The sequence below is a fragment of the Bacillus sp. FJAT-14266 genome (genome assembly GCF_001719225.1).
In the GTDB taxonomy this organism is placed as follows: domain Bacteria; phylum Bacillota; class Bacilli; order Bacillales; family Bacillaceae; genus Bacillus; species Bacillus subtilis.
The window spans coordinates 1,903,342-1,917,101 of record NZ_CP017072.1; the positions used below are offsets into that span (position 1 = coordinate 1,903,342).

12 protein-coding genes are annotated in these 13,760 nt (G+C 46.4%); 10 read left to right on the top strand and 2 right to left on the bottom strand.

Translation table 11 applies throughout. The features are described from left to right. Window positions 1-9: 9 nt before the first annotated feature. Both BGM23_RS10040 and prpB read left to right on the top strand, forming a co-directional pair. Window positions 10-1,428, top strand: a complete 1,419-nt coding sequence (locus tag BGM23_RS10040) for a bifunctional 2-methylcitrate dehydratase/aconitate hydratase (RefSeq protein WP_015251743.1) — start codon at window positions 10-12, stop codon at window positions 1,426-1,428. Window positions 1,429-1,444: 16 nt separating this feature from the next. Then, a complete protein-coding gene (prpB, locus tag BGM23_RS10045) occupies window positions 1,445-2,350 on the top strand; it encodes a methylisocitrate lyase (protein WP_029726738.1) in 906 nt (301 codons plus the stop codon). Window positions 2,351-2,391: 41 nt separating this feature from the next. On the opposite strand, the gene BGM23_RS10050 is transcribed toward prpB, so the two are convergent. After that, window positions 2,392-2,628: a DUF2627 domain-containing protein gene (locus BGM23_RS10050; RefSeq protein ID WP_003230304.1), complete on the bottom strand. Its 237-nt coding sequence runs from the start codon at window positions 2,626-2,628 to the stop codon at window positions 2,392-2,394. Between the two features lie 152 nt (window positions 2,629-2,780). Between BGM23_RS10050 and BGM23_RS10055 the strand changes: the two genes are divergently transcribed. The 8 genes from BGM23_RS10055 to bfmBB all read left to right on the top strand — a co-directional run bounded on the left by BGM23_RS10055 (window position 2,781) and on the right by bfmBB (window position 12,852). Next, entirely contained in the window at window positions 2,781-4,859 is a 2,079-nt protein-coding gene (locus tag BGM23_RS10055) for a sigma-54 interaction domain-containing protein (RefSeq protein WP_004398669.1), read from the top strand. 124 nt (window positions 4,860-4,983) lie between these two features. Further along, window positions 4,984-5,883, top strand: coding sequence for a phosphate butyryltransferase (yqiS, locus tag BGM23_RS10060; RefSeq protein WP_017696446.1), 900 nt, complete (start codon window positions 4,984-4,986; stop codon window positions 5,881-5,883). Between the two features lie 11 nt (window positions 5,884-5,894). Next, window positions 5,895-6,989 (top strand): branched-chain amino acid dehydrogenase, encoded by a 1,095-nt coding sequence (gene bcd / locus BGM23_RS10065; protein WP_003230309.1) that lies wholly within the window; start codon window positions 5,895-5,897, stop codon window positions 6,987-6,989. 18 nt (window positions 6,990-7,007) lie between these two features. Continuing rightward, window positions 7,008-8,099, top strand: a complete 1,092-nt coding sequence (gene buk, locus BGM23_RS10070; protein ID WP_029726739.1) for a butyrate kinase — start codon at window positions 7,008-7,010, stop codon at window positions 8,097-8,099. 20 nt (window positions 8,100-8,119) lie between these two features. Further along, window positions 8,120-9,544, top strand: coding sequence for a dihydrolipoyl dehydrogenase (gene lpdA, locus BGM23_RS10075; protein ID WP_029726740.1), 1,425 nt, complete (start codon window positions 8,120-8,122; stop codon window positions 9,542-9,544). A gap of 21 nt (window positions 9,545-9,565) precedes the next feature. Further along, window positions 9,566-10,558 (top strand): 3-methyl-2-oxobutanoate dehydrogenase subunit alpha, encoded by a 993-nt coding sequence (bfmBAA, locus tag BGM23_RS10080; RefSeq protein WP_004398565.1) that lies wholly within the window; start codon window positions 9,566-9,568, stop codon window positions 10,556-10,558. Between the two features lie 13 nt (window positions 10,559-10,571). After that, complete coding sequence (gene bfmBAB / locus BGM23_RS10085; RefSeq protein WP_004398638.1) at window positions 10,572-11,555, top strand: 3-methyl-2-oxobutanoate dehydrogenase subunit beta; 984 nt, start codon at window positions 10,572-10,574, stop codon at window positions 11,553-11,555. A gap of 22 nt (window positions 11,556-11,577) precedes the next feature. After that, on the top strand, window positions 11,578-12,852 hold the full coding sequence (bfmBB, locus tag BGM23_RS10090) for a branched-chain alpha-keto dehydrogenase complex dihydrolipoyllysine-residue (2-methylpropanoyl)transferase (RefSeq protein ID WP_029726741.1): 1,275 nt from the start codon (window positions 11,578-11,580) through the stop codon (window positions 12,850-12,852). A gap of 61 nt (window positions 12,853-12,913) precedes the next feature. Here bfmBB and bmrR read toward each other — a convergent pair whose 3' ends face one another. Beyond that, entirely contained in the window at window positions 12,914-13,750 is an 837-nt protein-coding gene (gene bmrR, locus BGM23_RS10095; protein WP_015251750.1) for a multidrug efflux transcriptional regulator BmrR, read from the bottom strand. Window positions 13,751-13,760: the final 10 nt, after the last annotated feature.

The following is a 13,760-nucleotide window of genomic DNA, read 5'->3' on the forward strand; positions in this document are numbered from 1 at the left end:
ACTGGTAGAATGCCGAAAACGGATCGTGTTATCGAAGAAATCACAGACTATGTGCTTGAGAAAGAGATTACTAGTGCTGAAGCGTATACAACAGCGGGGCATGTATTGCTGGATACCCTGGGCTGCGGGATCTTGGCGCTACGGTATCCGGAATGCACAAAGCTGCTTGGCCCGATTGTTCCAGGAACGACTGTGCCGAATGGAAGCAAAGTGCCGGGAACGTCATATGTTCTCGATCCTGTGAGGGCAGCGTTTAATATCGGCTGCATGATTCGCTGGCTCGATTACAATGATACGTGGCTGGCGGCGGAGTGGGGGCATCCATCCGATAACTTGGGAGGAATCCTTGCCGCTGCTGATTATGTATCAAGAGTGAGGCTGTCTGAAGGAAAAGAGCCGTTAACGGTACGCGACGTACTTGAGATGATGATCAAAGCACACGAGATCCAAGGTGTGCTGGCGTTAGAAAACAGCTTAAATCGAGTTGGCCTTGACCATGTGCTGTTTGTCAAAGTTGCGACAACCGCTGTTGCGGCAAAGCTTTTGGGCGGCGGAAGAGAAGAAATCAAAAATGCGCTTTCGAATGCATGGATTGACAATGCAGCATTGAGGACATACCGCCATTCACCAAATACAGGCTCGCGTAAATCATGGGCGGCAGGAGATGCAACGAGCAGAGGTGTTCATTTGGCGCTGATGTCGTTAAAAGGGGAAATGGGTTATCCGACAGCCTTGAGTGCACCGGGTTGGGGGTTCCAAGACGTTTTATTCAATAAGAAAGAGATCAAGCTTGCCCGTCCGCTCGACGCTTATGTCATGGAAAATGTGTTATTTAAAGTGTCTTATCCTGCGGAATTTCACGCCCAGACAGCGGCGGAGTGCGCCGTCATTCTTCACCCGCAGGTAAAGAACCGGATTGATGAGATTGACCGAGTTGTCATCAGAACGCATGAATCCGCTATCCGAATCATTGATAAAAAAGGCCCGCTCCACAATCCGGCAGACCGTGATCACTGCCTCCAATACATTACAGCAATTGGTTTGCTTTTTGGTGATATCACGGCACAGCATTATGAAGCTGAAACAGCGAGTGATCCGAGAATAGATAAACTTCGTGATAAAATGGAAGTGACTGAAAATAAAACATATACCGAGGATTATTTGAAACCTGATAAACGTTCCATCTCAAATGCCGTTCAGGTTCATTTTAAAGACGGAACGAGCACGGAAATGGTGGAATGTGAGTTTCCCCTCGGCCATCGTTTTCGAAGAGAGGAAGCAGTGCCGAAACTGCTGGAAAAGTTTTCTGACAATCTCAAAACCCATTTTCCTGATAAACAGCACAAACACATTTATGAGCGCTGTACCAGCTATGAGACATTACAAACGATGCGCGTAAATGAATTCGTAGACATGTTCTGCATGTAAAAGGGGGATTTGTTTCATGTCGTGGATCGTCAATAAGCAATCGTCACAAGAGGAGCTTGCCGGGCGTTTCCGCAAGCTGATGTCAGCACCGGACATTCTTCAAATTCCCGGCGCCCATGACGGGATGGCCGCTTTGCTTGCGAAAGAAGCCGGTTTTTCTGCTATTTATTTGTCCGGTGCTGCCTATACAGCCAGCAGGGGGCTGCCTGATTTAGGGATCATCACATCGGCAGAGATAGCTGAACGGGCCAAAGATCTTGTGCGTGCAGCTGATCTGCCTTTGCTTGTGGATATCGATACGGGATTTGGCGGTGTCTTAAATGCCGCCCGAACAGCCCGGGAGATGCTTGAAGCCAGGGTAGCAGCCGTTCAAATAGAAGACCAGCAGCTCCCAAAAAAATGCGGACATTTAAATGGCAAACAGCTAGTTCCGATAAAGGAAATGGCGCAAAAAATAAAAGCCATTAAACAAGCGGCACCCTCCCTTATTGTTGTTGCCCGTACTGACGCCAGGGCGCAGGAAGGGCTTGATGCCGCAATAAAACGTTCAGAGGCTTACATTGAGGCGGGAGCGGACGCAATTTTCCCGGAAGCGCTACAGGCGGAGAATGAATTCCGCCAGTTTGCTGAGCGTATCCCCGTTCCGCTCCTTGCGAATATGACTGAATTTGGGAAAACGCCATATTATCGTGCCGATGAATTCGAAGATATGGGGTTTCACATGGTGATATATCCTGTCACCTCGCTTCGAGCGGCGGCAAAAGCTTGTGAGCGGATGTTTGGTTTGATGAAGGAGCACTGTTCACAAAAAGAAGGACTTCATGATATGCAGACACGAAAAGAACTGTACGATACGATTTCTTATTATGACTATGAAGCGTTAGACAAAACGATTGCCAAGACCGTTTTGCCTGACGAATAATGCAACAAAAAAAGCCGGAGCATTCTCCGGCTTTTTTTCAGCTATCGTTTTCTGAATCGCGGGCTGACTTGATTGCGTTTTCTGTCTCTGTATAAAATGAACCCGGCCAGCACATAGAGGCCGATCGCAAAAAAGATGAATCCTGACAACCCTTGGAGCCAAAGAGCTGAAAATGGCTTGATTGTATGGCCGAAAAGTGTATCTCTCATCAGTTTAATGCCTAAAGCAGAAATAGCCCCGGGGATGACTAATATTAAAAGCGCAAGAAGTCGGCTCATCTTCAGAAAACCCCTTTATCTTTTCATTTCCTTTATTGTCCAGCGGAAAAAATATTTTGTCAAGAGAAGAAAACGTGGTAACATAGGGTTGTGCAAATTATTGCAACGGAATAAATAGGTGTGCAAATTTTTTCATACAAAGGGGTATCGGGATGCAAAAGGTACTGATAGTAGGTGCCGGCAAAAGGGGAACGGCGTTATTACATATTCTGATTAAAACAGCCATCATAGATATCATTGCCGTAGTTGACAAAGACCCCGAGGCGCCGGGATTGAAAGAAGCAGAACAGTATGGGATTGCCGTATCATCTGATTGGAAACCTTACATACAACAAAAACCGGATATCGTCATTCATACTACCGGCGATCAAGCCGTGTTTGACGAGCTCCTTCAAAGAAAGCATGAAGATACCATTGTCATGCCGGGAAAAATGGCATACATCGTTTTTCAGCTGATGGAAGAAAAGCAGCACCTGATTCAAATGCTAAAAGAGCAAACCTATAAATATGACAGAATTTTTAATTCCACCCATGATGGAATGATTTTTATTGATATCAATGAAGAAATCATTCTCTTTAACCATATGGCCGAAAAAATGGTCGGGAAAAAACGTGAGGAAGTCATTGGGCGCCCAATAAAAGAAGTGATTCCGAGCACGAAGATGCCGCGGATTTTAAAAACAAGAGTGCCTGAATACAACCAGAAGCAGCTGTTAGGCGATCATTTGCAAATTGTGACCACAAGGCTGCCGATTATTGATGAAGGCGGACGTCTGCTCGGGGCTCTTTGTGTGTTTAAAGATATCACTGATGCGGTCGAGCTGGCAGAGGAAGTGACCAACTTAAAGCAGGTCCGTACGATGCTGGAGGCAATTATTCAATCCTCCGATGAGGCGATTTCTGTCGTTGATGAAAACGGCATCGGCCTGCTAATCAATAAAGCGTATACGAAAATGACGGGGCTTTCTGAAAAAGAAGTCATCGGCAAGCCTGCAAACACTGATATTTCCGAAGGCGAAAGCATGCATTTAAAGGTGCTTGAAACAAGACGTCCTGTCCGCGGTGTCAGAATGAAGGTCGGCCCGAATGAAAAAGAGGTCATCGTTAATGTAGCACCGGTGATTGTGGACGGGATTTTGAAAGGCAGCGTCGGCGTGATTCACGATGTTTCCGAAATTAAAATGCTGACAGCGGAGCTTAACCGCGCCAGACAAATTATTCGCACGCTTGAAGCGAAATACACGTTTGACGACATTATCGGCAAAAGCGAGCAAATGCTGGTTGCGCTTGAGCAGGCGAAGCTCGGTGCGAAAACACCGGCAACCATCTTGCTGCGCGGGGAATCAGGAACAGGAAAAGAACTGTTCGCCCATGCCATCCATAACGAAAGTGACCGGAAATACAATAAATTTATTCGCGTGAATTGTGCAGCCCTTTCTGAAAACCTGCTCGAATCAGAATTGTTCGGCTATGAGGATGGCGCGTTTTCAGGAGCGAAGCGCGGCGGTAAAAAGGGTTTATTTGAGGAAGCAAATAACGGCAGTATTTTCTTAGATGAAATCGGTGAGCTGACACAAAATATGCAGGCCAAATTGCTACGCGTCCTTCAAGAAAAGGAAATCGTCAGAGTGGGCGGCACGAAAGCGATCCCTGTCAATGTCAGAGTGATCGCGGCGACAAATGTAAATATTGAAAAGGCGATGGCGGACGGAACATTCCGGGAAGACCTGTATTACCGGATCAACCGCTATCCGATCTCCATCCCGCCTTTGCGGCAGCGGTTGGAGGACATTGAAGCATTGAGCGTCAGACTTATCCAAAAGATCAACCGGGATTACGGCAGGAATGTAAAAGGGCTCTCACAGCAAGCCTTGCGCGCCTTATCTGCCTACCATTGGCCTGGGAATGTCCGGGAGCTTGAAAATGTCCTTGGACGAGCCATGATTTTTCTGAATCCGCATATGGAATGGATTGAAAAAGATCACTTGCCTGTATTCGAACTTGAGCAAAAAGAAAATGACACAGACCAGGGAACAGGTTTTGATTTTCCGGATATTGAAGGCGAAAAGCTGTCTGTCGCAGTAGAAAAATTTGAAGCACATTTGATCCAGCAAACGCTTGAAAAGCATCATTTTAACCGGACAAAAACAGCAAAAGCTCTCGGTGTCAGCATTCGGAACTTATATTACAAAATGGATAAATATGGCCTTGCAAATGAAGGCATGCAATAATTTGCAGAATAAACGCAAACATCTGCACGAATGTTTCAATATACCTGGTATGACAGCACCCTTAAGAGCTGGCATGGAACTTGCATAATAAAAGGCGGAGTCGAAACAAGAAAGGTGGTAACAGATGAAGCTGAAAGATTTAATCGGCAAAGCGTCGATACACAAAAATAAGACCATTGCGGTTGCTCATGCTGAGGATGAGGAAGTGATCCGGGCTGTAAAGCTGGCAGCCGAGCACCTATCCGCCCGTTTCTTGTTAACGGGCGACAGCACAAAACTGAACGAGCTGACATCATCCATGCAAGGGCATCAAGTGGAAATCGTCCATGCCGATACTCCTGAGGAATCGGCGAAATTAGCGGTTCGTGCTGTACATCATAAAACAGCGGACGTTTTAATGAAAGGCAATGTGCCGACTTCTGTTTTGCTTAAAGCGGTATTGAACAGACAGGAGGGGCTTCGGTCAGCAAGTGTCCTTTCTCACGTGGCTGTCTTCGATATACCGGATTTTGACCGGCTGATGTTTGTGACAGATTCGGCAATGAATATTGCTCCTTCGCTGGAAGAGCTCCGGCAGATTTTGCAAAATGCCGTTCATGTGGCCCATGCAGTGGGGAACAATATGCCAAAAGCAGCTGCCCTTGCAGCGGTCGAAACGGTGAACCCAAAAATGGAAGCAACCGTGAATGCAGCTGCTCTAGCTCAAATGTACAAAAGGGGCCAGATCAAAGGCTGCATTGTTGATGGACCGCTTGCTTTGGATAACGCAGTTTCTCAAATTGCCGCGGCCCAGAAAAAAATTTCGGGAGACGTAGCGGGCAACGCAGATATCCTTCTCGTCCCAACAATTGAGGCCGGCAATATTTTATACAAATCTCTGATTTATTTTGCCAAGGCCAGCGTGGCGGCTGTCATTACAGGAGCCAAAGCACCGATTGCCTTAACAAGCAGAGCGGACTCTGCTGAAAATAAACTGTATTCCATTGCGCTGGCAATATGCGCATCTGAAGAATACACACATTAGGAGGAACGAACATGGAACTTTTTAAATATATGGAGAAATACGATTACGAACAATTGGTATTCTGCCAGGATGAACAATCTGGATTAAAAGCGATTATCGCGATTCATGATACAACGCTTGGTCCGGCGCTTGGCGGAACGAGAATGTGGACATATGAAAATGAAGAAGCGGCAATTGAAGATGCGCTCAGATTGGCTAGAGGCATGACCTATAAGAACGCGGCGGCAGGCTTAAACCTTGGCGGCGGAAAAACAGTCATTATCGGCGATCCGCGCAAAGACAAAAATGAGGAAATGTTCCGCGCGTTTGGCCGCTATATTCAAGGGCTGAATGGCAGATACATCACGGCTGAAGATGTGGGTACAACGGTCGAGGATATGGATATCATTCATGATGAAACAGACTATGTTACAGGGATTTCTCCTGCTTTCGGCTCTTCTGGAAATCCGTCCCCAGTCACAGCGTACGGGGTGTATAGAGGAATGAAGGCAGCAGCTAAAGCTGCTTTCGGAACCGACTCTCTTGAAGGAAAAACCATTGCTGTACAGGGTGTTGGGAACGTAGCCTATAACCTTTGCCGCCACCTGCATGAAGAAGGAGCAAACTTAATCGTTACGGATATCAACAAACAATCTGTACAGCGTGCAGTTGAAGATTTTGGCGCCCGTGCTGTAGATCCTGATGACATTTATTCACAAGACTGCGATATTTATGCGCCGTGTGCCCTTGGTGCGACTATTAACGACGACACCATTAAACAGCTGAAGGCGAAAGTGATCGCAGGTGCGGCTAACAACCAATTAAAAGAGACACGCCATGGTGATCAAATTCACGAAATGGGCATTGTTTATGCACCGGATTACGTGATTAACGCGGGCGGTGTTATCAACGTGGCAGATGAGCTTTACGGCTATAATGCAGAACGTGCATTGAAAAAAGTCGAAGGCATTTACGGCAATATCGAGCGTGTACTAGAGATTTCTCAGCGTGACGGCATTCCTGCATATTTAGCGGCTGACCGCTTGGCAGAGGAACGGATTGAACGCATGCGCCGCTCAAGAAGCCAGTTTTTGCAAAACGGCCACAGTGTATTAAGCAGACGTTAAGAAATTGATCTGGAGGTTATGAAAGTGCTACATGTCGAAAAACGCATTCTCACAATTAATCCAGGCTCAACTTCAACGAAAATCGGTGTTTTTCATAACGAAAGAAGCATTTTTGAAAAAACATTGAGACACAACATAGAAGAGCTGCAGCGATTTGACCGAATTATTGATCAGTATGAATTTCGTAAAAACCATATTCTCGAAACGCTTCATGAACAGGGAATCAATATCTCAAAGTTTGATGCAGTCTGTGCAAGAGGCGGCCTTCTCCGGCCAATTGAAGGCGGGACCTACGTAGTGAATGATGAGATGATTGAGGATTTGAAAAGCGGTTACGCCGGTCAGCATGCTTCTAATCTCGGGGGTATTATCGCGCGGGAAATCGCAGACGGCCTGAATATCCCTTCGTATATCGTCGACCCTGTTGTCGTAGACGAAATGTCAGTGCTTGCGAAAGTTTCAGGCATGCCTGAAATTGAACGGAAAAGCATTTTCCATGCGTTAAACCAAAAAGCTGTCGCTCGTAAAGCGGCAGCCTCCCTTGGCAAACGATATGAGAACATGAAAATGATTATTACCCATATGGGCGGAGGTATTACAATTGGCGTCCATGACCGCGGGCGAGTGGTAGATGTCAATAACGGCCTGCACGGCGAGGGGCCATTCAGTCCTGAACGAGCAGGAACAGTGCCTGCGGGAGATCTTGTTGATCTATGTTTTTCAGGGGAATATACAAAAGAAGAAATCATGAAAAAGCTTGTTGGCACCGGCGGACTTTTAGGCTATCTCGGTACAAATGATGCAGTAAAAGTGGAACAGATGATTCAGGGGGGCGATGAAAAAGCCCGCTTCATTTATGATGCCATGGCATATCAGGTAGCAAAGGAAATCGGGGCAGCCAGCGCGGCGTTAAAAGGCGAAGTTGAAGCGATTGTGCTGACGGGAGGCCTTGCGTACGGCAAAAGCTTTGTTTCTGCTATTAGATCATACATAGATTGGATTTCAGACGTTTTAGTCTATCCGGGTGAAAATGAACTGCAGTCTCTTGCCCAAGGGGCGCTCAGAGTGTTGCTGGGCGAAGAGCAATCCAAACAATATCGTATTGAATAGACAGACAGGAGTGAGTCACCATGGCAACTGAGTATGACGTAGTCATTCTGGGCGGCGGTACCGGCGGTTATGTTGCGGCCATCAGAGCCGCTCAGCTCGGCTTAAAAACAGCCGTTGTGGAAAAGGAAAAACTCGGGGGAACATGTCTGCATAAAGGCTGTATCCCGAGTAAAGCGCTTCTTAGAAGTGCAGAGGTATACCGGACAGCTCGTGAAGCCGATCAATTCGGGGTGGAAACGGCTGGCGTGTCCCTCAACTTTGAAAAAGTGCAGCAGCGTAAGCAAGCCGTTGTTGATAAGCTTGCAGCGGGTGTAAATCATTTAATGAAAAAAGGGAAAATTGACGTGTACACCGGATATGGACGTATCCTTGGACCGTCAATCTTCTCTCCGCTGCCGGGAACAATTTCTGTTGAGCGGGGAAATGGTGAAGAAAATGATATGCTGATCCCGAAACAAGTGATCATTGCAACAGGATCAAGACCGAGAATGCTTCCGGGTCTTGAAGCGGACGGTAAGTCTGTACTGACTTCAGATGAGGCGCTCCAAATGGAGGAGCTGCCACAATCAATCATCATTGTCGGCGGAGGGGTTATCGGTATCGAATGGGCGTCTATGCTCCATGATTTTGGCGTGAAGGTAACAGTTATTGAATACGCGGATCGCATATTGCCGACTGAAGATCTAGAGATTTCAAAAGAAATGGAAAGTCTTCTTAAGAAAAAAGGCATCCAGTTCATAACAGGGGCAAAAGTGCTGCCTGACACAGTGACAAAAACATCAGACGATATCAGCATACAAGCGGAAAAAGACGGAGAAACCGTTACCTACTCTGCTGAGAAAATGCTTGTTTCCATCGGCAGACAGGCAAATATCGAAGGCATCGGCCTAGAGAACACCGATATTGTTACTGAAAATGGCATGATTTCAGTCAATGAAAGCTGCCAAACGAAGGAATCTCATATTTATGCAATCGGAGACGTAATCGGTGGCCTGCAGTTAGCTCATGTTGCTTCACATGAGGGAATTATTGCTGTTGAGCATTTTGCAGGTCTCAATCCGCATCCGCTTGATCCGACGCTTGTGCCGAAGTGCATTTACTCAAGCCCTGAAGCTGCCAGTGTCGGCTTAACCGAAGACGAAGCAAAGGCGAACGGGCATAATGTCAAAATCGGCAAGTTCCCATTTATGGCGATTGGAAAAGCGCTTGTATACGGTGAAAGCGACGGTTTTGTCAAAATCGTGGCGGACCGAGATACAGATGATATTCTCGGCGTTCATATGATCGGCCCGCATGTCACCGACATGATTTCTGAAGCGGGTCTTGCCAAAGTGCTGGACGCAACGCCGTGGGAGGTCGGACAAACGATTCACCCGCATCCAACGCTTTCTGAAGCAATTGGAGAAGCAGCGCTTGCCGCAGATGGCAAAGCCATTCATTTTTAAAAGCATAAAGGAGGGGCTTGAATGAGTACAAACCGACATCAAGCACTAGGGCTGACTGATCAGGAAGCCGTTGATATGTATAGAACCATGCTGTTAGCAAGAAAAATCGATGAAAGAATGTGGCTGTTAAACCGTTCTGGCAAAATTCCATTTGTAATCTCTTGTCAAGGACAGGAAGCAGCACAGGTAGGAGCGGCTTTCGCACTTGACCGTGAAATGGATTATGTATTGCCGTACTACAGAGACATGGGTGTCGTGCTCGCGTTTGGCATGACAGCAAAGGACTTAATGATGTCCGGGTTTGCAAAAGCAGCAGATCCGAACTCAGGAGGCCGCCAGATGCCAGGACATTTCGGACAAAAGAAAAACCGCATTGTGACGGGATCATCTCCAGTTACAACGCAAGTGCCACACGCAGTCGGTATTGCGCTTGCGGGACGTATGGAGAAAAAGGATATCGCAGCCTTTGTTACATTTGGGGAAGGGTCTTCAAACCAAGGCGATTTCCATGAAGGGGCGAACTTTGCCGCTGTCCATAAGCTGCCGGTTATTTTCATGTGTGAAAACAACAAATACGCAATCTCAGTGCCTTACGATAAGCAAGTCGCATGTGAGAACATTTCCGACCGTGCCATAGGCTATGGGATGCCTGGCGTAACTGTGAATGGAAATGATCCGCTGGAAGTTTATCAAGCGGTCAAAGAAGCACGCGAAAGGGCACGCAGAGGAGAAGGCCCGACATTAATTGAAACGATTTCTTACCGCCTTACACCACATTCCAGTGATGACGATGACAGCAGCTACAGAGGGCGTGAAGAAGTAGAGGAAGCGAAAAAAAGTGATCCCCTGCTTACTTATCAAGCTTACTTAAAGGAAACAGGCCTGCTGTCCGATGAGATAGAACAAACCATGCTGGATGAAATTATGGCAATCGTAAATGAAGCGACGGATGAAGCGGAGAACGCCCCTTATGCAGCTCCTGAGTCAGCGCTTGATTATGTGTATGCGAAGTAGGGAGGAAGAACAAATGTCAGTAATGTCATATATTGATGCAATCAATTTGGCGATGAAAGAAGAAATGGAACGAGATTCTCGCGTTTTCGTCCTTGGGGAAGATGTAGGAAGAAAAGGCGGTGTGTTTAAAGCGACAGCCGGACTCTATGAACAATTTGGGGAAGAGCGCGTTATGGATACGCCGCTTGCTGAATCTGCGATCGCAGGAGTCGGTATCGGAGCGGCAATGTACGGAATGAGACCGATTGCTGAAATGCAGTTTGCTGATTTCATTATGCCGGCGGTCAACCAAATTATTTCTGAGGCGGCTAAAATCCGCTACCGCAGCAACAATGACTGGAGCTGTCCGATTGTCGTCAGAGCGCCATACGGCGGAGGCGTGCACGGAGCCTTGTATCATTCTCAATCAGTCGAAGCAATTTTCGCCAACCAGCCCGGACTGAAAATTGTCATGCCATCAACACCATATGACGCCAAGGGACTATTAAAAGCCGCAGTTCGTGACGAAGACCCGGTGCTGTTTTTTGAGCACAAGCGGGCGTACCGTCTGATAAAGGGAGAGGTTCCGGCTGATGATTATGTCCTGCCAATCGGCAAGGCTGACGTAAAACGGGAAGGCGACGACATCACGGTGATCACATACGGTCTGTGTGTCCACTTTGCCTTACAAGCTGCAGAACGTCTCGAAAAAGATGGCATTTCAGCGCATGTGGTGGATTTAAGAACAGTTTACCCGCTTGATAAAGAAGCGATTATCGAAGCTGCGTCCAAAACTGGAAAGGTTCTTTTGGTCACAGAAGATACAAAAGAAGGCAGCATCATGAGCGAAGTAGCCGCAATTATATCCGAGCATTGTCTGTTCGACTTAGACGCGCCGATCAAACGGCTTGCAGGTCCTGATATTCCGGCTATGCCTTATGCGCCGACAATGGAAAAATACTTTATGGTCAACCCTGATAAAGTGGAAGCGGCGATGAGAGAATTAGCGGAGTTTTAAAGACGTAAGGGAGGATACAATCATGGCAATTGAACAAATGACGATGCCGCAGCTTGGAGAAAGCGTAACAGAGGGGACGATCAGCAAATGGCTTGTCGCCCCCGGTGATAAAGTGAACAAATACGATCCGATCGCGGAAGTCATGACAGATAAGGTAAATGCAGAGGTTCCGTCTTCTTTTACTGGTACGATAACAGAGCTTGTGGGAGAAGAAGGCCAAACCCTGCAAGTCGGAGAAGTGATTTGCAAAATTGAAACAGAAGGCGCGAATCCGGCTGAACAAAAACAAGAACAGCCAGCTGCTTCAAAAGCCGCTGAGACGCCTGCTGCAAAAAGTGCCGAAGCAGCTGATCAGCCCAATAAAAAGCGCTACTCTCCAGCTGTACTCCGTTTGGCCGGAGAGCACAGCATTGATCTTGAACAAGTAACAGGAACAGGTGCCGGCGGGCGCATCACACGAAAAGATATTCAGCGCTTAATTGAAACAGGCGGCGTGCAAGAACAGAATCCTGAGGAGCCGAAAACAGCAGCTCCTGCACCGAAGTCTGCATCAAAACCTGAGCCAAAAGAAGAGACGTCATATCCTGCGTCTGCAGCCGGTGATAAAGAAATCCTTGTCACAGGTGTAAGAAAAGCAATTGCTTCCAATATGAAGCGAAGCAAAACAGAAATTCCGCATGCTTGGACGATGATGGAAGTCGACGTCACAAATATGGTTGCATATCGAAACAGTATAAAAGATTCCTTTAAGAAGACAGAAGGCTTTAATTTAACGTTCTTCGCCTTTTTTGTAAAAGCGGTCGCTCAGGCGTTAAAAGAATTCCCGCAAATGAATAGCATGTGGGCGGGGGACAAAATTATTCAGAAAAAGGATATCAATATTTCAATTGCAGTTGCCACAGAGGATTCTTTATTTGTTCCGGTGATTAAAAACGCTGATGAAAAAACAATTAAAGGCATTGCGAAAGACATTACCAGCCTAGCTAAAAAAGTAAGAGACGGAAAACTCACTGCAGATGACATGCAGGGAGGCACGTTTACCGTCAACAACACAGGTTCGTTCGGGTCTGTTCAATCGATGGGCATTATCAACTACCCTCAGGCTGCGATTCTTCAAGTAGAATCCATCGTCAAACGCCCGGTTGTCATGGACAATGGCATGATTGCTGTCAGAGACATGGTTAATCTGTGCCTGTCATTAGATCACAGAGTGCTTGACGGTCTCGTGTGCGGACGATTCCTCGGACGAGTGAAACAAATTTTAGAATCGATTGACGAGAAGACATCTGTTTACTAAATAAGCAAAAAGAGCATTTTTTGAAGTTTTGTTTCAAAAAATGCTCTTTTTCTATGCTTTATTATTCAGCGATCCGTATTTTCATTTCGACTCGATATTCTTCTTGTTTTTTCGGGGAGTAATGAATCGGTATGATTAACTCGTATACATCACTGACAACTGTTAATTGGCGGTCCGCGATATATTTGATAAGCTTCTGTAAGTTGAGAAAATAATGTTCAGGCGAAAAATTATACGCGATACACGCATACCTCCCTTTAGGGATTGTTGTGATTTCCATATCCGGCGTAATTGATGAAATCTGTTTATTCGTCAATACAGGCGTGAAAATATGACAGTAAGTCATTTCATCAATGCTGGTGTAGGGCTGAAAAGAGAAAGTAGCGCCGTAGCTATTGTTCGTAAATCCATCTGCTGACTCGATAAATTTTTTTAATTTGCTGTAGGAGGCGTTGAGCACGTTTTCAGGCCCGATTCCTTCTGCCTCTGTCTGAATGATCCGTATTTCTTCTTCATCTAAAACAAACACCTCACCGAGCGCGGGATATTCCATCTGCCGTTTCATCCGCTTTTTCACCAATGAAATGGTTTGCTCCAGTGCTGATAAAAAGTCTAATTTCTCCCTGATTTGCCTCTCCTGCTCTGTGTAAAAAGCAAACAGTTCTTCCATCTCTAAGTCCTGTGCTTTTTTCATTTCCTCTAAAGGTGTGCCGATATATTTCAATGATTTGATCAAATCCAGATGAATGAGCTGAGAATCTGTATAATAGCGGTAGCTGGTATCCGGGTCGACGTAGGCTGGTTTAAATAAATCAATTTTATCGTAATAACGGAGCGCTTTAATCGACACGTTTGCCAGTTTTGAAACTTCCCCAATTGAGTAATATGATTCCTTCATGCCATCACTC